Below are 19,564 nucleotides of genomic sequence, written 5' to 3' on the forward strand. Positions count from 1 at the left end.
AAGGCGGTTGGCCCAGACCCGCGACCGACCGCCCCTCCGTATGACTCCTGATCAGACCGTCGTGCCCGCCGTCGGATCGACGATCCAGGCGCCCTTGCGCATGACGCCCTTGAGGTTGAACTCGGCGTCGAGGACGACGATGTCGGCGTCCTTGCCGGGCTCCAGGGAGCCGACCCGGTCGTACACGCCGAGGACGCGGGCCGGGTTGGCGGAGATGGCCTGGACGACCGACTCGACGGGGAGGCCGTCGATGGTGGCGGCGCGCTTGAAGGCGCGGTCCAGGGTGAGGGTCGAGCCGGCGATGGAGCCGCCCTCGACGAGCCGGGCGACGCTGTCCTTCACCTCGACCGCCAGCGTGCCGAGCATGTAGCGGCCGTCGCCGAAGCCGGCGGCGTCCATGGCGTCGGTGATGAAGGCGACGCGCCGCGGGCCCGCGTGGTGGAAGGCGAGCTCCAGGGCGGCGGGGTGGAGGTGGGTGCCGTCGTTGATGAGCTCGACGGTGATCCGCTCGTCCTCCAGGAGCGCGGCGATCGGGCCGGGCGCGCGGTGGCCGAGGGCGGGCATCGCGTTGTAGAGGTGCGTGGCGACGGTGGCGCCCGCGTCGATGGCGGCGACGGTCTGCTCGTACGTCGCGTCGGTGTGGCCGATCGCGGCGATCACGCCGTGCTCGGCGAGGAGGCGTACGGAGTCGAGGCCGCCGGGCAGCTCGGTGGCGAGCGTGACCATCCTGGCCTGGCCGCGGCCGGCGTCGATCAGCTTGCGGACCTCGGCCGGGTCGGGGTCGCGGAGCAGCGTCTCGTCGTGGGCGCCCTTGCGGCAGGGGGAGATGAACGGGCCCTCGAAGTGGAGGCCGGCGATCTCGCCCTGCTCGGCGAGCTCGGAGAGCAGGCCGGCCCGCTGGGTGAGGAAGTCCATCTCGCCGGTGACGAAGGAGGCGACGACGGTGGTGGTGCCGTGCAGGCGGTGGGTGTGGATGCCGGTGAGGACGTCGTCGACGGTGCCGGAGGTGAAGGACGCGCCGCCGCCGCCGTGGTTGTGGATGTCGACGAAGCCGGGGACGAGCCAGTGCCCGGTCAGGTCGAGGGTGGGGGCGCCGTCGGGGGCGCTGCCGGTGATGCGCTCGCCGTCGACGATCACGCGTCCGTTCTCGACGATTCCGGTGGGCAGCACGACGTGTGCGCCGGCGAGAACCTGGTGATCGGCCATCAGGCGGAAACCTCCGAGTCGGTGGGGTGCTGGTCGGCGAGCAGGTCCCAGGCGAGGAGGCCCGCACCCAGGCATCCGGCGGTGTCCCCGAGGGCCGCCGGGACGATGGCGGGCAGCTTCTGGAACGTGACTCGCTCCTCCACCGCGGCCCGGAGTGGTGTGAACAAGGTTTCCCCGGCCTCGGCGAGACCGCCACCGATGATGAGTGTGCGGGGGTCCAGCAGGGTGAGCGCGGTGACGAGGCCGTCGGCGAGGGCGTCGACGGCGTCCTGCCAGACCCGTACGGCCTTGGCGTCGCCGGATTCGACGGCCTTGGCGCAGTCGGCGGCGTCGGCCTCGGGGTCGCCGGAGGCGGCGGCCCAGGCCTGCGAGACGGCGGAGGCGGAGGCGTACCGCTCCAGACAGCCGCGCTGGCCGCAGCCGCAGTCGGTGCCGCCGGGGCGGACGACGATGTGGCCGATCTCGCCGGCGTAGCCGTGGGCGCCGGCCTCGATGCGGTCGCCGATGCCGATGGCGCCGGCGATGCCGGTGCCGAGGGGCACGAAGAGGAAGCGGTCGGCGCCGTTGCCCGCGCCGATGCGGCCCTCGGCGAGGCCGCCGGTGCGCACGTCGTGGCCGAGGGCGACGGGGATGCCGTCGAGGCGGCGGCTGAGGAGTTCGCGCATGGGAACGTCGCGCCAGCCGAGGTTGGCCGCGTAGACGGCGATGCCGTTCTCGGCGTCGACGATGCCGGGGACGGCGACTCCGGCGGCCGCTGCGGGCTCGCCGTACCGCTCCTGGCCGAGGGCGCGGAGGTCCTCGGCGAAGCCGAGGATGGTCTCCACCACGGCCTCGGGGCCACGGCGGCGCCCAGTGGCGCGGCGTGCCTCGTGGAGCAGGGTGCCGTCCGCCCCGACGAGGGCGGCCTTCATGCCGGTGCCGCCCACATCCAGGGCGATGACGTGTCTCACGGAGGACAGTTTGGCGCGCGAGGACCCAAAAGGTCTAGTCCACTGCCGAGGATTGTTGCGTACGGATACAAATTCGGGACCCGTCATGGGTCCATGGTCCCGGCTGTGTTGCGGAAGTGATACCCAAGTGGTGTAGACCTCATGCCCGCCCGCGGGGGAGACTTGCGGCCCTGCGGAGAGCAAACGCGCAGCTCACAGCCGTGTGAATACCGTGCAAATGCGGTGCAAACGCGGCGCAAGTGCGACACGAACGTGGCACAGGCGTGGCACGGGCGTGGCATGGACGTGGCACGGACGTGACGCGGACGCGGCGCGAGTACGGCTCGAAAGCAGCTCAACGACGAGCGAGCGAAAAGGTGGATGAAGCCGTGGAGCGGCGACGATTCCTTGGACTGACCGCGGCCGCCGCCGCCCTCGGACTGACCGCGACGGTCGCCGGGTGCGGCGTCCTGGGGAGCGACTCCGGCGACGTGACCCTCAGACTGGTCGCCGCCGACTACGACCTCACCGGCGGTGACACGACGAAGAAGTACTGGACCGACCTCGTCGCCGCCTTCGAGGCGAAGCACCCCGGCATCAAGGTCGAGATCCAGATCGAGTCCTGGGACGACGTCGACCGCAAGGTCGCCGAGATGGTCAAGGCCGACGAGGCCCCCGACGTCGCGCAGATCGGCGCCTACGCCGACTACGCGGCCGCCGGCGAGCTCTACTCCGCCGACGAGGTCCTCTCCATCCCCGTCCAGGCCAACTTCCTCGCGCCGCTGGTCTCCGCCGGAGAGACCAAGCGCACCCAGTACGGGCTGCCCTTCGTCGCCTCCACCCGGCCGCTCTTCTACAACAAGGCCCTCTTCGAGGAGGCCGGCGCCAAGGCCCCCACCACCTGGGCCGAGCTGGCCGAGGCCGCCGAGAAGCTCAAGGACAAGGGCGTCCGCACCCCCTTCGCGCTGCCCCTCGGCCCCGAGGAGGCCCAGGCCGAGGCCCTGATGTGGCTCCTCAGCGGCGGCGGCGGCTGGACCGACGCCACCGACCACTACGCCGTCGACTCCGACGCGAACGTCGCCACCTTCACCTGGTTGAAGGACAACCTCGTCGCCAAGGGCCTCACCGGCCCCGTCGCCCCCGGCAAGCTCAACCGCAAGGCCGCCTTCGCCGCCTTCGCGAGCGGCGAGGTCGGCATGCTCAACGGCCACCCCTCGCTGGTCAAGGAAGCCGCGAAGAAGGGCGTCGAGGTCGGCCAGGTGCCGCTGCCCGGCATCGACGGCACGCCCAAGAGCTCCATGGGCGTCGCCGACTGGATCATGGGCTTCAAGCAGAACGGCCACCGCAAGGAGATCGGCGAGTTCCTCGACTTCGTCTTCAGCGACGAGAACGTCCTGAAGTTCGCCGGGGACAACGACCTGCTGCCGGTCACCGTCAGCGCCTCCGCCCGCATGGAGACCGACCCCGAGTACGCCAACCTGCGCGCGTTCCTCGAAGGACTCCCGGACGCCCAGCTCCCGCCCGTCGGCAAGACCTCGTGGGCCGCGGTCAGCGAGAACATCAAGCAGAACATCGGCAAGGCCGTCACCCCCTCCGGCCGGCCCTCCGAGGTCCTCGGCCGGATCGGCCGGGCGGCGACGGCGGCGGAGAACGCAGAGTAATAAGTTGTTCGTATGACCGAAGACCAGGACGCGGCGCACGACAGCGGTGGCGGGCTCGGCGAGCGCGAGCGGGCCCTCCTCGCCGTCGAGCGCCGCTCCTGGCCAGGACCCGGCGCCAAGGAGCGGGCCGTCCGCGAGGGCCTCGGCCTCTCCCCGACCCGCTACTACCAGCTGCTCAACGCCCTCCTCGACGACCCGCGCGCCCTGGAGCACGACCCGGTGACGGTGAACCGGCTGCGCCGGGTGAGGGAAGAGCGGCAGCAGAGGCGGTAGGGGCGCCAGCGGCGGCAGGGGCGGTAGGGCGGCACTGGCGGCCGGGCGGTCAAGCCGGGGTGCCGGTGACTCCGGCCACGCTGACGCGGCGGCCCCGCGTCGGTAGGGTCGTGAACATGGTCAGCAGCCTTCCGCACCCGACCACACCCGCCGGCCGCGACGGTCTGGCCGCGCTCCTCGCGCGGCCCGCGCACGCCGTCGTCGCCCTCGACTTCGACGGCACCCTCGCCGAGATCGTGCCCGACCCCGAACAGGCCCGCGCCCACCCCGGCGCCGTGGCCGCCCTCGCCGCCCTCGCGCCCCAGGTCGCCTCCGTCGCCGTCGTGACCGGCCGCCCCGCCGGGGTCGCCGTCCGCTACGGCGGCTTCGCCGGAGTCCCCGGCCTCGAACACCTCGTCGTCCTCGGCCACTACGGCGCCGAACGCTGGGACGCCGTCAGCGGCACCGTCCTGGCCGCCGCCCCGCACCCGGGCGTGGCCTCCGTCCGCGCCGAACTCCCCGGCTTCCTCGACCGGGCCGGCGCCTGGCCGGGCGTCTGGATCGAGGAGAAGGGCCGGGCGGTCGCCGTCCACACCCGCCGCGCGCTCGACCCGGAGGGCGCCTTCGAGGCCCTCAAGGGCCCCCTCGGCGACCTCGCCACCCACCACGGCCTGGTCCTGGAGCCGGGCCGCATGGTCCTGGAGCTGCGGCCCCCGGGCATGGACAAGGGCGTGGCGCTCGAAGAGTACGTACGGGAGACGGGCGCCGGGTCCGTGCTCTACGGGGGCGACGACCTGGGCGACCTGCCCGCCTTCGCCGCCGTCGAGAAACTCCGCTCGGACGGCACCCCGGGCCTCCTGGTCCGCAGCGGCTCCACCGAGGTCCCGGAGCTCGCCGACCGCGCGGACCTGTCGGTGGCGGGCCCGCCGGGAGTGGTGGAGTTCCTGACGGCCCTGGCGAGGGCGGTACGGGCTTCCTGAGCCGCCCTCACTCACCGCGCGCGAGGAGGTCGACCAGCCCGGTCAGGTCCTCCTCGCCGCTGCCCAGGGCCAGACGGCGGCGCATCAGCTCGAAGTACGGGCTGAGCAGCTCCGGGCTCACGCCCTGCTCCTCGGCCGTGGTCACGAAGGTCGGCACGCCGGCCACCTGCATCGCCAGGTTGGAGACCACGTCCCGGGTGTAGTCGCCGCTCGCCAGCTTCCGGGCGGTCCCCGTGACGGACGGACCGGCCATCGCCGTGATCCAGTCCACGAGCAGCGGGGCGAAGGCGACGGGGTCGATGTCCTCCTTCCGGATCAGGGCGAAGGCGTGCGTGGCGCCCGCGACCATCCCGTACATCGCGCTGAGCAGGGCCACGTCGTGCAGGGCCGCGTGGCCCGCGTCCTCGCCGACGTACGTGGTGCCCGCGGGCACGGCGAGCGTCTCCCGGTGCTCCTCGAACAGCTCGGTGTCGCCGCTGTAGAAGACGTACCCGCCGGCCTCCGGGACGCCGATCATCGGCGGTACGGCCATGATCCCGCCGTCCAGGTAGCGGGCGCCGCGCCCCCGGGCCCACTCGGCACGGGCGCGGGCCTGGGCCGGGGTCGTGGTGGTGAGGTTGACGAGGTCCTTCCCCGCCAGGTCGGCGTCGGCGAGGGCCTCGCCGACCGAGGCGTCGTCCAGGAGGCAGACGACGACCAGGGTGCTCGCGGCGACCGCCTCTGGGGCGCCGCCGGCGGGTTTCGCCCCCTCGCCGACGAGTCCGGCCGCGCGGCCCGGGGTCCGGTTCCAGACGGTGAGCGGGTGACCGGCCGCGAGCCAGGTACGGGCCAGGGCGGTGCCCATCGCACCGAGGCCGAGCAGGGTGAGGGGGGTCTTCTCTTGGGTGTTCGCTGTCATGAGGACAAGGCTGGTCCAGGGCCCTGACCTGCTCAAGTACCCACTTGGGAGTGGGTGGTTACCCTGAGGTGAGCGAGCAGGTCAGGAGGGTGGGGAAGATGACGACGACGAACCGGCCGGCAACCGACGACGGGCACGTCTGCGGGATCGACGCCTCGATGGAGGTCATCGGCGGCAAGTGGAAGGTGCTCATCCTGTGGGCGCTCCACGAGCACCCGCGGCGCCGCTTCGGCGAGCTGCGGCGGCTGATTCCCGGCATCACCGAGAAGGTGCTCGCCTCCCACCTGCGGGAGATGGAGGCCGACGGCATCGTGGACCGCGTCTCGTACGACGAGGTCCCGCCCCGCGTCGAGTACGGCCTGACCAAGGACGGCACGCGCCTCAACGACGCCCTCGAACCGCTCGCGGCCTGGGGCCGCGAGCGGCGCGAGCGGGACGCCTCTTAAGGGGTGTTCAGCGGTGCCTCCGGCGGCGTCTCCGGGCGCTCCAGGGCCGCCAGCTGGTCCAGGAACCATTGCTGCGGCGGCAGGGCCGTCGCCGCCGCGGCGAGGCGTTTCGTGCGGTCGGCGCGTTCGGAGGCCGGCATCGACAGGGCCGTGTGCAGGGCCTCCGCGGTCTGCGAGACGTCGAAGGGGTTCACGCTGAGCGCGTCCTTGCCCAGCTCCCGGTGGGCGCCCGCGCCCGTCGACAGGACCAGGGCGCACCCCGCTTCGGAGACCACCGGTATCTCCTTCGCGACCAGGTTCATGCCGTCGCGCACCGGGTTCACCAGGGCCACGTCCGCGAGGCGGTAGGCGGCCAGGGAGCGGGTGAAGTCGTCCTCCACCGAGACCAGGACCGGCGTCCACTCCGGGGTGCCGAACTCGGTGTTGATCTCCTGCGCCAGGTCGGCCACGTCCGCTGTGTACCGGCGGTACGACTCCAGGTCCTGCCGCGAGGGGTACGCCGAGGCCAGGTGGACCACCCGGTCGCGCCACTCGGGGTGGACGGTCAGCAGCTCCCGGTAGGCGAGCAGGCCGCGCAGGATGTTCTTCGACAGCTCGGTGCGATCGACGCGGACGATGGTCTTCCGGTCGCCGACCTCCTCGCGGAGCCGGGCCAGCCGCTCGTCCACCTCGGGGCGGTGCGCGAGCGCCCGCAGCTCGTCGGCGTCCACGCCCAGCGGGTACGCCCGCACCCGGGTGCGGCCCTTCCCGAAGCCGTGGCGGCGGTACTCCACGCCGTGCCAGGGGTCGCCGCTCGGCCGGACGCCCCGGGCGGTGCCCGTCGCGTCGTCCCGCTGGGAGCAGCAGCTGATGAAGAAGCTCGCCCATCCCCAGGTGTGGAAGCCCAGCTCGTCCGCGCCGAGCATCCCCCACAGCAGTTCCTCGACGATGTCGTCCGGCATCATCCGCAGGTACTCGGGGGAGACCCACGGGGTGTGCGTGAAGTGCCCGATCCGCAGGTCGGGGCGGAGCTCCCGGAGCATCCAGGGGACGAGCGCCAGGTGGTAGTCCTGCACCAGGACCGCCGCGCCCTGGTCCGCCTCGGCGGCGAGGGCCTCGGCGAAGGCGCGGTTGTAGGCCCGGTACGACTCCCAGAGGCGCCGGAACTCCGCGTCGAAGACGGGCTCGCGCGGGATGTCGTACAGATGGTGGTGGAGGAACCAGAGCACCGAGTTCGCGATGCCGTTGTACGCGTCGGCGTACACGTCGGGGGCGATGTCCAGCATCCGCACGCCCGGCTCGCCGACCCCGCGCCGCACCGCCTCCCGGTCGCCCTCGCCGAGGGCCGCGCACACCCACAGGCTGTCCTGGGAGGAGATGGCGCTCAGGCCCGAGACCAGGCCGCCTCCGCCCCTGCGGGCGTCGAGCGAACCGTCCTCGCCGAGCACGTACGAGACGGGTCCCCGATTGGATGCCACGAGCACAGTAGCCATGGGGCGAACCTAGCCCGTCCCGTAAACGCTCAAACGTACGTATACGAGACGGGCCGATCCGGCCACGGAGGGTCAGCGCGGGGTCAGCGCGGGGTCAGCGGGGGATCAGAGGTGGATCGGAGGGGGCCGTGCGGGGTCAGCGAGGGTCAGTGATCGCGTCCCAGCGCGGGTCAGTGGTCGCGTCGGCCGCGCATGGCCGCCTTCGCCACCAGGCCCGTCGCCGCGAGGGCCACGCCGAGCGCGCCGAGCAGCCACAGCCGCTCACCGCTGCTGCCCGTCTCGGCCATCGAGCCGCCGTTGTCCCCGTGGGGCCCGGGGGCCGGGGGGACGGGCGTGGAGGTGCTCGCCGGGGCGGAGGTGGAGAGGGGCGTGGAGGGCGACGCGGAGGGGGAGCCCGACGGGGAGGCGGGGTCCGTGGGCTCCGTCGGCGTCGGGGAGCCCGTCGGCTCCGGCGGGTCGGTCGGGTCCACCGGCGGGGAGGTCGTCGGCGTCGGGGGCGGCGTCGGCTTCTCGATCACCGGGGTCACCGCGCAGGCCGGGTCCTCGCTGCCGTCGCCGCAGTTGGAGCGCGGGGTCTCCACCTCGACGCTGTTGCGGAGCTTCCCGTCGCCGGTCGCCGGGTCCTTGATCTTCACCGAGTACGTGACGGTCGCCGTCTTCCCGGCGGGGATGTTCCCCACGTACCCGATCCTCGGCTTCGTGTACGAGACCTCGCCCAGGTCCGTCTTCACGTCGCCGTTGTAGTCGGCGTCGTCGAGGTTCCCGGTCAGGTCGTCGGCGAACTTGGCGTTCGGGTAGTCGATCGTGCTGATGTTCTTCGCGGTGATCGTGTACGTGAGGGTGTCGCCCGGCTTCACCGTGCGCGGGCTCGCCGTCTTCGTGATCTCCAGGTCGGGCACCGGCACGGAGAAGGCAAGACCCGACGGCACGTACGTGTCGCCGCTCGTGGAGAAGGTCAGATCGGCCGAGGTCGCGCCCTGCGGGACGGCGCCCGCCGGGATGTCGAAGGCCTTGGCGTCGATGCTGAGGTTGTTGACGAGCTTCGGGGCGACGGCGCCGTCGTCCTCGCTGATGAAGAAGTTGTTGGTGTTGCCGGTGTGCGCTTCGGTGACGTTCTTGCCGTCGACGAGGAACTTGTCGCCCGGGGTGTTCCAGTCGCCCTCGTACGCGGTGACGCTCGCCCGTGCCGTGCCGGTGCTCCGGTAGAAGCCGTCGACGGTGATCGTGGTGGCGGGGGAGGTCGAGCGCTGGAGGACGTGGCCGCCGTAGACGTACACGTTCCGCCGCTCCGGGGCGCGGGCCGGGTCGGGGCCGGGGAACTTGTGGACGACGGTCAGGGACCAGCCGCCCACGCAGCCCTTGCCGTCCGGCGCCCAGATGTTGCCGACCGCCACCTGCGCGTCCGTCCCCGAGACGCCCGCGAAGGCGGCCGTCACGTCCGACTCGCCCGTGTAGTAGTGCGGGCCGTTCGTGTCGGGCGGGTCGGTGACCATGCTGTCGATCGAGACCGGGGTCGCGGGCCCCGCCCCGACCTTGATCACCGGAGCGGTCGTCGCCGGGTCCCCGGGCGAGGCCTCGACGTCGGCGCCGGAGATGTCGCAGCGCCGGAGCCGGGCCCCGCTCGGTCCCTTGTACGTGCCGTCGTTGCCGCCCCAGAACAGCCGGGCGTACGCGACCTCGGCACCCGCCGGGATCCTGACGTGGCCGGTGCTGGAGCCGTACTCGGGCGCCGCGGTGCCCGCCGCCGTGCCGGCCGTGTCGATCTTCCGCATCACGAAGGTGTTGTTGTTGTCGGAGCCCTGCCCGCTCGCCGCGACCGTGCAGCGCGTGGCCAGGTCCGCGGGGGCCGTCGGGCAGCCCATGACCGTGTTGCCGAGGGTCGTGAAGTCGCCGTAGACCGACTCGTCGTACCGCTTGCCGAAGGGCTCGACGACGTCCGCCGCGGCCGGCCCCGCCGTCGAGAGCGCGAGCGTGGCCCCGACGAGGCCGACGACCGCCGCCACACTGCCCAGGTGCTGTTGTCTGAAGCGCATAAAAGGGCAATGTAGGCAAAGCGGATCATCTGGTGGCGTTACGCCACGCGGCGGCGCGTGTACTCCGCGATGTCGAGCATCGGCGGCCGCTCCTCCGTGTCCACCGCGTAGGTCCGGGGACTGAACCCCTCCTCGCCCCGCTCGAACTGGGTCAGCCGCGGCCGCACCAGGTGCCCGCGCGAGAGCCGCAGCTGCGCCGTCCGGTAGATCGCCGCGGCCATCCGGCCCAGCGCCCGCTCGTCCTGGTGCCGGTGCTTGCGCACGCCCACGTCCACCTGGGCGAGCGCGTCCAGGCCCACCGTGTGCAGCGCGTCGACGAGCAGCCCCAGCTCCACTCCGTAACCGACCGGGAAGGGCAGCCGCTCCAGGAGCGAGCGCCGCGCCGCGTACTCGCCGCCCAGCGGCTGGACGAAGCCGGCCAGCTGCGGCCAGTGGAGGTTGAGCAGCGGCCGCGCCACCAGCTCCGTCACCCGACCGCCCTGACCGGGAGTGTCTCCGAACGGGCGGTCGTACATCGCCTTGACGAAGTCGACGTCCGGGTCGGTGAGCAGGGGGCCCACGATCCCCGTCACGAAGTCCGCGGAGAAGTCCCGCAGGTCCGCGTCGACGAAGCACACGACATCCCCGCTCGTCACCATGAGTGACCGCCACAGGACCTCGCCCTTGCCGGGGACGGCCGGTATCCGGGGGAGGATCGCGTCCCGCGCGACCACCCGCGCCCCGGCCGCCGCGGCCACCTCCGCCGTACGGTCCGTCGAGCCCGAGTCGAGGACCACCAGCTCGTCGACGAGCGGCACCGCCTCCGACATCAGCTCGCGGCGGATCACGGCGACGATGTCACCGACCGTCGCCTCCTCGTTCAGCGCCGGCAGCACGACGCTGACCTTCGTGTTCCGCTTGGCGGCGAGGATCCGCTCCATCGGCCGGTCAGCCACGGACCAGGACCGCCGGGCCAGCCAGCGCTCCACCTCTTCCAGCACGTGATCTCCATCTCGCGGTACGGACGGCCCGTCCAGGCTCCCGGGCCTTCGGTTACAGTCTTGAACAACGCGGATGCCCGATGCACGTCGGGGTGCCGCCCGCGTCGGAGCGCAGGAACGAAGTTCACCGCGCTTCACAATCGAATACCGCTCATCCAGAGGGGCAGAGGGAAACGGCCCGTTGAAGCCCCGGCAACCCTCCAGTCGGTTACTCGTCCTCCAGCGAGGTCCCCGACTCGGGAAGGTGCCAAATCCGTCTCATGACGAAAAGTTCGTCATGGGAAAGATGAGGAGAAAGGGCCTCGCCTCCATGGCTGTACAGACGGTTACCCCCGCCACTTCGGTAGACCTCGGTCCCGCGTCCGGGCTTTCCTGTCGCGAATGCGGTGAAGTGTTCGCACTCGGCCCGATCTTCGCCTGCGAACTCTGTTTCGGACCGCTCGAAGTCGCGTACGACCTCCCCACCGGTGACCCCGAGGCACTGCGCAAGCAGATCGAGGCCGGCCCCGCCAACATCTGGCGCTACGCCCCCCTGCTGCCCGTCCCCGCCGACGTCGCCGAGAAGCCGAACCTGAACCCGGGCTGGACCAAGCTCGTCCAGGCCGACAACCTCGCCCGCGAGATCGGTGTCGCCCCCGGCAAGCTCTTCGTCAAGGACGACTCGGGCAACCCGACCCACTCCTTCAAGGACCGGGTCGTCGCGCAGGCCATCGAGGCCGCCCGCGCCTTCGGCTTCACCACGCTCTCCTGCTCCTCCACCGGCAACCTGGCCGGCGCCGTCGGCGCCGCGGCCGCCCGCGCCGGCTTCCGCTCCTGCGTCTTCATCCCGCACGACCTGGAGCAGGGCAAGGTCGTCATGGCCGGCGTCTACGGCGGTGAACTCGTCGCCATCGAGGGCAACTACGACGACGTCAACCGCTTCTGCTCCGAGCTCATCGGCGACCCGCTCGGCGAGGGCTGGGGCTTCGTCAACGTCAACCTCCGCCCGTACTACGGCGAGGGCTCCAAGACGCTGGCGTACGAGATCTGCGAGCAGCTCGGCTGGGTCATCCCCGACCAGCTCGTCATCCCGATCGCGTCCGGCTCGCAGCTCACCAAGATCGACAAGGGTCTGCAGGAGCTCATCAAGCTCGGCCTCGTCGAGGACAAGCCGTACAAGATCTTCGGCGCGCAGGCCGAGGGCTGCTCCCCGGTCTCCGTCGCCTTCAAGGCCGGCCACGACGTCGTCCGCCCGCAGAAGCCGAACACGATCGCCAAGTCGCTCGCGATCGGCAACCCGGCCGACGGCCCGTACGTCCTCGACATCGCCCGCCGCACCGGCGGCGCCGTGGAGGACGTGAACGACGAGCAGGTCGTGGACGCGATCAAGCTGCTCGCCCAGACCGAGGGCATCTTCGCCGAGACCGCGGGCGGCGTGACCGTCGGCGTCACGAAGAAGCTCGTCGAGGCCGGTCTGATCGACCCGGAGCTCACCACCGTCGTGCTGAACACCGGCGACGGCCTCAAGACCCTGGACGCCGTGGCCGAGGGCTCGCAGGCGACCGCCACCATCCGCCCGAGCCTGGACGCGTTCCGCGCCGCGGGCCTGGCCCTCTGAGAGGTACGAAGACATGGCCGTGAACGTCCGCATCCCCACCATCCTCCGCACCTACACGGGCGGCCAGTCCGAGGTCCAGGCCGAGGGCGCGACCCTCGCCGAGGTCATCGCGGACCTGGAGAAGAACCACACGGGCATCGCCGCCCGCGTCCTGGACGACCAGGGCAAGCTGCGCCGCTTCGTCAACGTCTACGTGAACGACGACGACGTGCGCTTCGAGCAGGGCCTGGAGACGGCCACCCCGGCCGGCGCGGGCGTCTCGATCATCCCGGCCGTCGCCGGAGGCTGACCGTCGGGCACAGTGCCGGAGGCCGCTGACGCCTCGGCGGCCTCTCGGCTGCCGCATCGCTTGTCCCGTCTTTCTTGAATTGCCCCTTCCGCTCCATAAAGCGGAGGGGGCAATTCTGCATGGTTGAACGGGGTAGAGTTGGGGAAGTCCCCTCCGCTGCTCATGCCGGACGCATATGAGAATGCGTCCTTGCGCGTCAGGAAGCAGCCAAAGTGCGTGTGCGTTGTGTACGTTCTGCGCGTTTTGCCGGGCCCGACTTGCCCCGGAACTCCGGGGATTCTCCCTAATTCCCCTTTCCGCCGTGCCCAGAATTCTCGCTCGAATGACCTGTTGCAGAGGGCAGTTGGGCAGATACATTCAGCGGCGGTCGACGCGTTCCGGCGCAGGGTCTGACCCCGGGTCCGCGAAGTGCGGTTCCCGCGCAAGGGCCAGTAATAGGGGAGTTAGGCATGGCTCAGGGCACCGTCAAGTGGTTCAACGCGGAGAAGGGCTACGGCTTCATCGCGGTCGACGGTGGTGCGGATGTTTTCGTCCACTACAGCGCGATCCAGATGGATGGCTACCGCAGCCTCGAAGAGGGGCAGCGGGTCGAGTTCGAGATTTCGCAGGGCCAGAAGGGTCCGCAGGCGGACATGGTCAAGCTCGCCGTCTGAGCGCGGCGCGATCGGCCACCGACGCAACGCCGTCGAGGGGCCCGCATCCCTGAGGGGACGCGGGCCCCTCGCGCGTTCCCGAAGGTGCGTCAGGTCCGTGACGGGCCCGTGCCGGGGCTGCGTCAGGCCCGTGCCGGGGCCGCGTCAGGCCCGTGCCGGGGCTGCCCGAAACACGAGAGTCGCTTGCACTCTCCTAGGGCGAGTGCTAATCATTGGCGTTAGCACTCGGAAGGTGAGAGTGCTACGAGGATCGGGCAGACGAGGCCGCCGGCCGGGTGGGGCAAGGAACCACACGGAACAAGCGGAGGCCGTCCGTCGCGGGCGTCGGCGCGGTCCTGGAGCGTTATCCACCCCATGTCCGGGAGGACCACTTCACATGGCCAAGATCATCGCGTTCGACGAGGAGGCCCGGCGCGGTCTCGAGCGCGGCATGAACCAGCTCGCTGACGCCGTCAAGGTCACCCTCGGCCCCAAGGGCCGCAACGTCGTCCTCGAGAAGAAGTGGGGCGCCCCCACGATCACCAACGATGGTGTCTCCATCGCCAAGGAGATCGAGCTCGAGGACCCGTACGAGAAGATCGGCGCCGAGCTGGTCAAGGAAGTCGCCAAGAAGACGGACGACGTCGCCGGCGACGGTACGACCACCGCCACCGTTCTCGCCCAGGCGCTCGTCCGCGAGGGCCTCCGCAACGTCGCCGCCGGTGCCAACCCCATGGCCCTCAAGCGCGGCATCGAGAAGGCCGTCGAGGCCGTCTCCGGCGCTCTCCTCGAGCAGGCGAAGGATGTCGAGACCAAGGAGCAGATCGCTTCCACGGCCTCCATCTCCGCCGCCGACACCCAGATCGGCGAGCTCATCGCCGAGGCGATGGACAAGGTCGGCAAGGAAGGCGTCATCACCGTCGAGGAGTCCCAGACCTTCGGTCTGGAGCTGGAGCTCACCGAGGGTATGCGCTTCGACAAGGGCTACATCTCGGCGTACTTCGCCACCGACATGGAGCGCATGGAGGCGTCGCTCGACGACCCCTACCTCCTGATCGTCAACTCCAAGATCTCCTCCGTGAAGGACCTGCTCCCGCTCCTGGAGAAGGTCATGCAGTCGGGCAAGCCCCTGCTGATCATCGCCGAGGACGTCGAGGGCGAGGCCCTGTCGACCCTGGTCGTCAACAAGATCCGCGGCACCTTCAAGTCCGTCGCGGTGAAGGCCCCGGGCTTCGGCGACCGTCGCAAGGCCATGCTGAACGACATCGCCATCCTCACCGGCGGCACGGTCATCTCCGAGGAGGTCGGCCTCAAGCTGGAGAACGCGGGCCTCGACCTGCTGGGCCGCGCCCGCAAGGTCGTCATCACCAAGGACGAGACCACCATCGTCGACGGTGCCGGTGACAGCGAGCAGGTCGCCGGTCGCGTGAACCAGATCCGCGCCGAGATCGAGAACAGCGACTCGGACTACGACCGCGAGAAGCTCCAGGAGCGCCTCGCGAAGCTGGCCGGCGGCGTGGCCGTCATCAAGGCCGGCGCCGCGACCGAGGTCGAGCTCAAGGAGCGCAAGCACCGCATCGAGGACGCCGTTCGCAACGCGAAGGCGGCCGTCGAGGAGGGCATCGTCGCCGGCGGCGGCGTCGCCCTGGTGCAGGCCGACGGCGTCTTCGACAAGCTCGAGCTCGAGGGTGACGAGGCCACCGGTGCCGACATCGTCCGCAAGGCGCTCGACGCTCCGCTGAAGCAGATCGCCGTCAACGCCGGCCTTGAGGGCGGCGTCGTGTCGGAGAAGGTCCGCAACCTGCCCGTCGGCCACGGCCTGAACGCCGCGACCAACGAGTACGTCGACCTCATCGCCGAGGGCATCATCGACCCGGCGAAGGTCACGCGCTCCGCGCTGCAGAACGCCGCGTCGATCGCCGCGCTGTTCCTCACCACCGAGGCCGTCATCGCCGACAAGCCGGAGAAGGCGTCCGCGCCGGCCGGCGGCGGCATGCCGGGCGGTGACATGGACTTCTGATCCTCCGGGATCGGTGGTTCATCGCTGAACGCGCGAGCTGAACGCGCGAGCTGAACGCGACCGAGGGCGGCACTCCCCATCTGGGGGGTGCCGCCCTCGGGCGTTGTCAGGAGATCGTCAGCGCACGTCGACGTAGTCGCCGCCGGCCGACGCCGGGGAGTGGAAGTGCGTGCCGTCGCCGTAGTGGCGGATGCGCCAGGTGCCGTCCCCGGTGGCCTTCGCCTTCAGGGAGACCTTGCCGCTCGCGTTCGACCGGCCCGTCGCCATCTGCTTCCAGGTCGTGCTGCCGCGCGGCTGGAACTGCAGGACGACCGGAGCGTTCCCGTACGCGCGCCAGGCCCAGTTCGCGTAGTGCTGGAGCCCGCCGGTGACCGTCACGTACCCGCCCTTGGCGACCGGCTCGGGGCCGGCGTTCAGGGAGACGATCCGGGTGTCGAGGCGGGTGAGCCGGAACGTCGGAGTGACGGACTCGGCGAACTGGTCGGTGGTGAGGTGCCGGACGCGGAAGTAGCCGCCCTTGCTCGCCGCCGAGAGCGTGAAGTCGTTGTAGTAGGCCGAGTTGACGCTCGCCCAGGCGATCGCCTTCCAGTCGCGGCCGACGAGCTGCTCCAGCCGGACGAACTGGGACGTCTCGAAGTTCGGTTCCGCCACGTACCGGGCGCGGAAGGTGCCGGAGACCGTGACCCGGCCGTCGGCGGAGAGGCGGACGGAGGTGAGGTCGGTGCGGGAGTCCAGGGGGATGGCCAGCGCGCCGTGAAGATCCGGGAAGCTCACGTACCGGTCGGGGGATTCGACGAACCAGTGGCCCGACTCCTTGCCCGCGATGGCGACGAGCCGGGCGGTGAACCGGCCGTCCGTGCCGGTCCGGACGACGGTGCTCGGGCCCGTTCCGTAGGTGGGGCCGCCGAGCCTCACGCGGACCTGGTGGCCGGCGACCGGCGCGCCCGCCGCCGCCGGGTCGGTCACCCGGCCGCTGATGGTGACGGTCTGCCCGTCGAGCGCCCGCTTCTTGTCGGCGGTGGCGGTGACGGCCACCTTGCGTGACACGTAATCGGAGACGCTGAGGTAATCCGTCACGGTGCCGTGGATCTCGGGGGTGTCGGCGGTGACCGTCGTCCGGAAGTGGATGACCGAGGTGCCGAGGTCCTCGCTGGAGATCGGGAACGGCGGCGACGTGAACCGGCCGGCCGCGTCGGTGACCGCCTGTTGCGGCGCGCTCCACGTCCCGTCCGGGCTCGGGCTGGTCCGCTCGATGGTGACCGGCCTGTCGGCCAGCGTGACCCGGTCCCCGGAGCCGGGCTGGATGCCGACGACGGTGCCCGAGGGGCGGGCATTGCGGTCGGTGTACGTGGGCTTGGTGGGGACGAGGGTGATCTCGGGGCGGAGCCGGAAGTCGAGCTGTCCGGCGTCGGTGCGGGTCACCTTGTTGCCGAGGGAGTCGGTGGCGGTGACGTCGATGGCGTACGTCCCGAGGGCCGGGATGCGCCCGCCGTCCTCGACGAGCTTCAACTTGGCGGCGTCCGCGAGCCGGAAGAGGTTGGCGGCGCTCGGGTCCCAGGGGTCGGGGACCACAGGGAGCGTCGGTATGTCGACGAGGACCGTGGAGCCCTGCCGGACCGTGGCCGAGACCTTGGTGATCTTGGCGTTCGGGGCGTCGGTCCAGGCGGTCACCTGGAAGATGCCGCGCTGGGCGTCGTCGGTGAGGGCCCGGCCGATGCCGACGAGCGTGGCGGCGTGGGCGGGCGCGGCCGCGACCGTCAGGGTCCCGGCGGCGAGCGCCGCGGCGGCCAGGCCCGCCGTCAGGGAGCGCCTGTAGGAGGAGAGGTCAGCGCGCATCGATGTACTTCGCATTCGTCTCGCTGTAGAAGTAGCTGCCCGTGGTGTTGAGGTACAGCGCCCAGGAGCCGTCGCCGTACGCGGTGGCGCGGTAGCTGAACCGGCCGTTGGCGTCGGTGGTGATGCCCTGGTTGACCCAGTACCACTGGCTCTCGCCCTTGGGCTTGTAGACCAGGGTCACCTTGGTGCCGGGGAGCGGCTTCCAGAGGCCGCCGACCTTGCGCTGGACGGTGCCGGAGACCGTCATCTTCCCGTTCACCGTGGGCTGCGTGGGGCTGACGCTGAAGGCGGAGAAGCGGGTGGGCGTGCGGGCCCGCTTCAGGGACGTACTGCCCTTGGCGACCAGCTCGTTCGTCTCCGGGTGGTAGATCCGGTAGAGGGCGCTGTCGTAGCCCTGGGTGGTGAAGGTGTAGGAGCAGCCGCTGTCGGTCATGCCGGAGCGCAGGACGCGCCAGGTGGATCCGGCGTCGAAGGAGACCTGGAGCTGCACGGGCTGCCCGTTGCGGCAGTAGGCCGACCCGAACCCGCCCCTGGCGGTGAGCGTCCCGTACTCGTCCAGGGTGATCGTGTGCGGGGAGTACGAGAACTGCTGCGGTACGGCGATGTCGCTCTTGGCGTACGGGCGGGAGTCGTCGAGGTACGGCGAGGGCCGCAGCGAGGTGTACACGAAGTCGGTGCTGTACTGGGCCCGCGCGTTGAAGGAGAAGGTGCCGGTCGCGGAGGAGGTGGCGCCGCCGAGGACGTTCGTCGGGGCGGCACCGTAGGACGGTGCCCCGGTCGAGACGACGGGGGCGCCGGCGAAGGGCTTCCAGCCGGTCGGCGTGTACCGCTCCACGTGTCCGGAGACCCGCACGTCCGTACCGGCGCGCACGCGGTACTTGTTCACGTCGGCGCTGATCCGGTAGAGGAGGGTGTCGACGCCCAGGGACGGGACGTAGGCCCCGTCGTTCGGGTCGTTGACGGTGCCGGTGGTGACCACGGTCGCGGTGCCGGACACCCAGCCGTTCGGGGTCATCGTCAGGGAGAAGCTGCCGTCCGCGCCGGTCGTGGCGGTGGAGTTGACGACCCTGGTGGTGCCGTCGAGGGAGTTGAGGGTGATCGCCACCTTGGTGCCGCCGGGCGCGGCCGTGCGGGCGCCGGTGGCGGGGTTCCAGAGGGTCGTCTTCCCGGAAAGGACGGCCTGGCGCTGGTCGTAGCTGGTGGTGCTGCGGTCCCAGGACACGTCGGTGACGCCGATGTGCGGCCGGTAGCTGTAGGTGCCGCCGGTCGACTGCTGGGTGGTCTGGCCGGGCAGCCGGTAATCGACGCGTACCGGGTAGTCCTGGAACGCGGTGTCCTGCGGGAGCGCGAAGGGCGCGTCGGTCTCCCAGTCGATGTTGTCCGTGGTGAGCGCCTCCGTGGAGGCGAGGACAGTGGCGCCAGGGGCGGTGGATGCCAGGACGCTGACCTTGATCCAGAGCGCGTTGGCGGGCAGTTTCAGGCGGTAGCGCCCGTCGTCCAGCGTCGTGCCGGTCAGGCCCGTCGAATCCGCGTGCGCGGCCGGGGCGTGGATGACGGCGGGCACGATGACACCCGCCGAGAGAGCGAAGACGGCTGCGGCACGCACAAGGGCGTGCGGAAGCCTGCGCGGTGAGCGCGGCAAAGGGACCCCCCACAGGTCTGAGAAGGCGGCGTCGCACGTGATCGGGACGGGCCGCGTGGCAGAACTTTAGCGCTCACCTGTTGAACGTGTTCACTCTGTTTACGGGAGTGGCTGTGGGGGAGCACCGGGGCGATCCTGGAAGGGATACCGCAGAAGGGACATCGTGGAAGGGCCGAGCCCATGGTCACCCTGCTGACGACACCCGCCGACCGCGAACTGGTCATCACGCGGACCTTCGACGCTCCGCCGGGCCGGCTCTGGGAGGCGTGGACGCGCCCCGAGCACGTGCGCGGGTGGTACGGCGTCTCCGGACTGACCACGACGGTCGTCGACATCGACCTGCGGGTGGGTGGCGCCTGGCGCTGGGGCCAGACCGCCCCGGACGGCCAGGAGATCGTCTTCTCCGGCACGTACGAGGAGGTCGTCCCGGCCGAGCGGCTCGACTACACGGAGTTCTTCGAGCAGATGCCGGACGCCGGCCCGGTCCGCGTCACCCTCACGTTCGACGCGACCCCGGACGGCGGCACGGCCCTGACCAGCACCTCGCTCTGGCCGTCGAACGAGATCAGGGACCAGGCGCTGGCGGCGGGCATGGAGGCGGGGGTCAGGGAGCAGTACGACCGCCTGGCGGAGCACGTACGGACGATGTGAGGGCCCGCCTCTGCCTCTGCCCCTGCCCCCGCCCCCGTCC

The 19,564-nt window shown here is 71.2% G+C and carries 17 protein-coding genes and 1 riboswitch; of the genes, 9 read left to right on the plus strand and 8 right to left on the minus strand.

Annotation, left to right across the window (positions count from 1 at the left end; translation table 11 throughout):
• Nucleotides 1–51 precede the first annotated feature (51 nt).
• The gene (gene nagA / locus ACFC0G_RS02080) at nt 52–1,206 is read right to left on the minus strand and encodes an N-acetylglucosamine-6-phosphate deacetylase (protein ID WP_376395679.1); all 1,155 of its coding nucleotides are present in this window, start codon (nt 1,204–1,206) and stop codon (nt 52–54) included.
• Nucleotides 1,206–2,156 (minus strand): ROK family protein, encoded by a 951-nt coding sequence (locus ACFC0G_RS02085; protein ID WP_376395682.1) that lies wholly within the window; start codon nt 2,154–2,156, stop codon nt 1,206–1,208. The genes nagA and ACFC0G_RS02085 overlap by 1 nt, the downstream gene beginning before the upstream one ends.
• A 356-nt stretch (nt 2,157–2,512) precedes the next feature.
• Between ACFC0G_RS02085 and ACFC0G_RS02090 the strand changes: the two genes are divergently transcribed.
• From ACFC0G_RS02090 to otsB, 3 genes are all read left to right on the plus strand, one after another.
• A complete protein-coding gene (locus ACFC0G_RS02090) occupies nt 2,513–3,796 on the plus strand; it encodes an extracellular solute-binding protein (protein WP_376395685.1) in 1,284 nt (427 codons plus the stop codon).
• Nucleotides 3,797–3,808: 12 nt separating this feature from the next.
• Nucleotides 3,809–4,069, plus strand: coding sequence for a DUF3263 domain-containing protein (locus ACFC0G_RS02095; RefSeq protein ID WP_376395688.1), 261 nt, complete (start codon nt 3,809–3,811; stop codon nt 4,067–4,069).
• A gap of 116 nt (nt 4,070–4,185) precedes the next feature.
• Nucleotides 4,186–5,028, plus strand: a complete 843-nt coding sequence (otsB, locus tag ACFC0G_RS02100) for a trehalose-phosphatase (RefSeq protein ID WP_376395691.1) — start codon at nt 4,186–4,188, stop codon at nt 5,026–5,028.
• Nucleotides 5,029–5,035: 7 nt separating this feature from the next.
• Here the strand turns inward: otsB and ACFC0G_RS02105 are convergent, their stop codons facing one another.
• Entirely contained in the window at nt 5,036–5,926 is an 891-nt protein-coding gene (locus tag ACFC0G_RS02105) for an NAD(P)-dependent oxidoreductase (protein ID WP_376395693.1), read from the minus strand.
• Between the two features lie 98 nt (nt 5,927–6,024).
• On the opposite strand from ACFC0G_RS02105, the gene ACFC0G_RS02110 reads away from it, so the two are divergent.
• Nucleotides 6,025–6,372, plus strand: a complete 348-nt coding sequence (locus ACFC0G_RS02110; RefSeq protein WP_376395696.1) for a winged helix-turn-helix transcriptional regulator — start codon at nt 6,025–6,027, stop codon at nt 6,370–6,372.
• Here the strand turns inward: ACFC0G_RS02110 and ACFC0G_RS02115 are convergent.
• The 3 genes from ACFC0G_RS02115 to ACFC0G_RS02125 all read right to left on the minus strand — a co-directional run bounded on the left by ACFC0G_RS02115 (nt 6,369) and on the right by ACFC0G_RS02125 (nt 10,857).
• Nucleotides 6,369–7,844 (minus strand): trehalose-6-phosphate synthase, encoded by a 1,476-nt coding sequence (locus tag ACFC0G_RS02115; protein WP_376395699.1) that lies wholly within the window; start codon nt 7,842–7,844, stop codon nt 6,369–6,371. The two genes, ACFC0G_RS02110 and ACFC0G_RS02115, sit on opposite strands and share 4 nt — an antisense overlap.
• Nucleotides 7,845–8,014: 170 nt before the next feature.
• Complete coding sequence (locus ACFC0G_RS02120) at nt 8,015–9,877, minus strand: hypothetical protein (RefSeq protein ID WP_376395702.1); 1,863 nt, start codon at nt 9,875–9,877, stop codon at nt 8,015–8,017.
• A 38-nt stretch (nt 9,878–9,915) separates the two neighbouring features.
• On the minus strand, nt 9,916–10,857 hold the full coding sequence (locus tag ACFC0G_RS02125) for a glucosyl-3-phosphoglycerate synthase (protein ID WP_376395705.1): 942 nt from the start codon (nt 10,855–10,857) through the stop codon (nt 9,916–9,918).
• 148 nt (nt 10,858–11,005) lie between these two features.
• Nucleotides 11,006–11,150, plus strand: a riboswitch (SAM riboswitch).
• Between ACFC0G_RS02125 and thrC the strand changes: the two genes are divergently transcribed.
• The 4 genes from thrC to groL all read left to right on the plus strand — a co-directional run bounded on the left by thrC (nt 11,144) and on the right by groL (nt 15,395).
• The gene (gene thrC, locus ACFC0G_RS02130) at nt 11,144–12,454 is read left to right on the plus strand and encodes a threonine synthase (RefSeq protein WP_376395708.1); all 1,311 of its coding nucleotides are present in this window, start codon (nt 11,144–11,146) and stop codon (nt 12,452–12,454) included. Its footprint overlaps the riboswitch before it by 7 nt.
• 13 nt (nt 12,455–12,467) lie before the next feature.
• Nucleotides 12,468–12,743, plus strand: a complete 276-nt coding sequence (locus ACFC0G_RS02135) for a MoaD/ThiS family protein (RefSeq protein WP_055642141.1) — start codon at nt 12,468–12,470, stop codon at nt 12,741–12,743.
• A gap of 449 nt (nt 12,744–13,192) precedes the next feature.
• A complete protein-coding gene (locus ACFC0G_RS02140) occupies nt 13,193–13,396 on the plus strand; it encodes a cold-shock protein (RefSeq protein WP_015035246.1) in 204 nt (67 codons plus the stop codon).
• 376 nt (nt 13,397–13,772) lie between these two features.
• Nucleotides 13,773–15,395, plus strand: a complete 1,623-nt coding sequence (groL, locus tag ACFC0G_RS02145; RefSeq protein ID WP_024760532.1) for a chaperonin GroEL — start codon at nt 13,773–13,775, stop codon at nt 15,393–15,395.
• Between the two features lie 117 nt (nt 15,396–15,512).
• Here the strand turns inward: groL and ACFC0G_RS02150 are convergent, their stop codons facing one another.
• Complete coding sequence (locus ACFC0G_RS02150) at nt 15,513–17,246, minus strand: hypothetical protein (RefSeq protein ID WP_376395711.1); 1,734 nt, start codon at nt 17,244–17,246, stop codon at nt 15,513–15,515.
• Nucleotides 17,221–18,837, minus strand: coding sequence for a hypothetical protein (locus ACFC0G_RS02155; RefSeq protein WP_376395713.1), 1,617 nt, complete (start codon nt 18,835–18,837; stop codon nt 17,221–17,223). Before ACFC0G_RS02155 ends, ACFC0G_RS02150 begins: the two co-directional genes overlap by 26 nt.
• Before the next feature lie 216 nt (nt 18,838–19,053).
• Between ACFC0G_RS02155 and ACFC0G_RS02160 the strand changes: the two genes are divergently transcribed.
• Nucleotides 19,054–19,524: an SRPBCC domain-containing protein gene (locus ACFC0G_RS02160; RefSeq protein ID WP_376395715.1), complete on the plus strand. Its 471-nt coding sequence runs from the start codon at nt 19,054–19,056 to the stop codon at nt 19,522–19,524.
• Nucleotides 19,525–19,564 lie beyond the last annotated feature (40 nt).

Origin of the sequence: Streptomyces sp. NPDC056169 (assembly GCF_042268445.1) — a bacterium.
Classification (GTDB): domain Bacteria; phylum Actinomycetota; class Actinomycetes; order Streptomycetales; family Streptomycetaceae; genus Streptomyces.

What these genes read in the sequence shown, in the direction of transcription:
- otsB (WP_376395691.1), top strand. Translation starts at nt 4,186, where the DNA reads ATGGTCAGCAGCCTTCCGCACCCGACCACACCCGCCGGCCGCGACGGT.
- thrC (WP_376395708.1), top strand. Translation starts at nt 11,144, where the DNA reads ATGAGGAGAAAGGGCCTCGCCTCCATGGCTGTACAGACGGTTACCCCC.
- groL (WP_024760532.1), top strand. Translation starts at nt 13,773, where the DNA reads ATGGCCAAGATCATCGCGTTCGACGAGGAGGCCCGGCGCGGTCTCGAG.
- ACFC0G_RS02110 (WP_376395696.1), top strand. Translation starts at nt 6,025, where the DNA reads ATGACGACGACGAACCGGCCGGCAACCGACGACGGGCACGTCTGCGGG.
- ACFC0G_RS02115 (WP_376395699.1), bottom strand. Translation starts at nt 7,844, where the DNA reads ATGGCTACTGTGCTCGTGGCATCCAATCGGGGACCCGTCTCGTACGTG.
- ACFC0G_RS02120 (WP_376395702.1), bottom strand. Translation starts at nt 9,877, where the DNA reads ATGCGCTTCAGACAACAGCACCTGGGCAGTGTGGCGGCGGTCGTCGGC.
- ACFC0G_RS02150 (WP_376395711.1), bottom strand. Translation starts at nt 17,246, where the DNA reads ATGCGAAGTACATCGATGCGCGCTGACCTCTCCTCCTACAGGCGCTCC.
- ACFC0G_RS02160 (WP_376395715.1), top strand. Translation starts at nt 19,054, where the DNA reads ATGGTCACCCTGCTGACGACACCCGCCGACCGCGAACTGGTCATCACG.
- ACFC0G_RS02135 (WP_055642141.1), top strand. Translation starts at nt 12,468, where the DNA reads ATGGCCGTGAACGTCCGCATCCCCACCATCCTCCGCACCTACACGGGC.
- ACFC0G_RS02095 (WP_376395688.1), top strand. Translation starts at nt 3,809, where the DNA reads ATGACCGAAGACCAGGACGCGGCGCACGACAGCGGTGGCGGGCTCGGC.
- ACFC0G_RS02105 (WP_376395693.1), bottom strand. Translation starts at nt 5,926, where the DNA reads ATGACAGCGAACACCCAAGAGAAGACCCCCCTCACCCTGCTCGGCCTC.
- ACFC0G_RS02140 (WP_015035246.1), top strand. Translation starts at nt 13,193, where the DNA reads ATGGCTCAGGGCACCGTCAAGTGGTTCAACGCGGAGAAGGGCTACGGC.
- nagA (WP_376395679.1), bottom strand. Translation starts at nt 1,206, where the DNA reads ATGGCCGATCACCAGGTTCTCGCCGGCGCACACGTCGTGCTGCCCACC.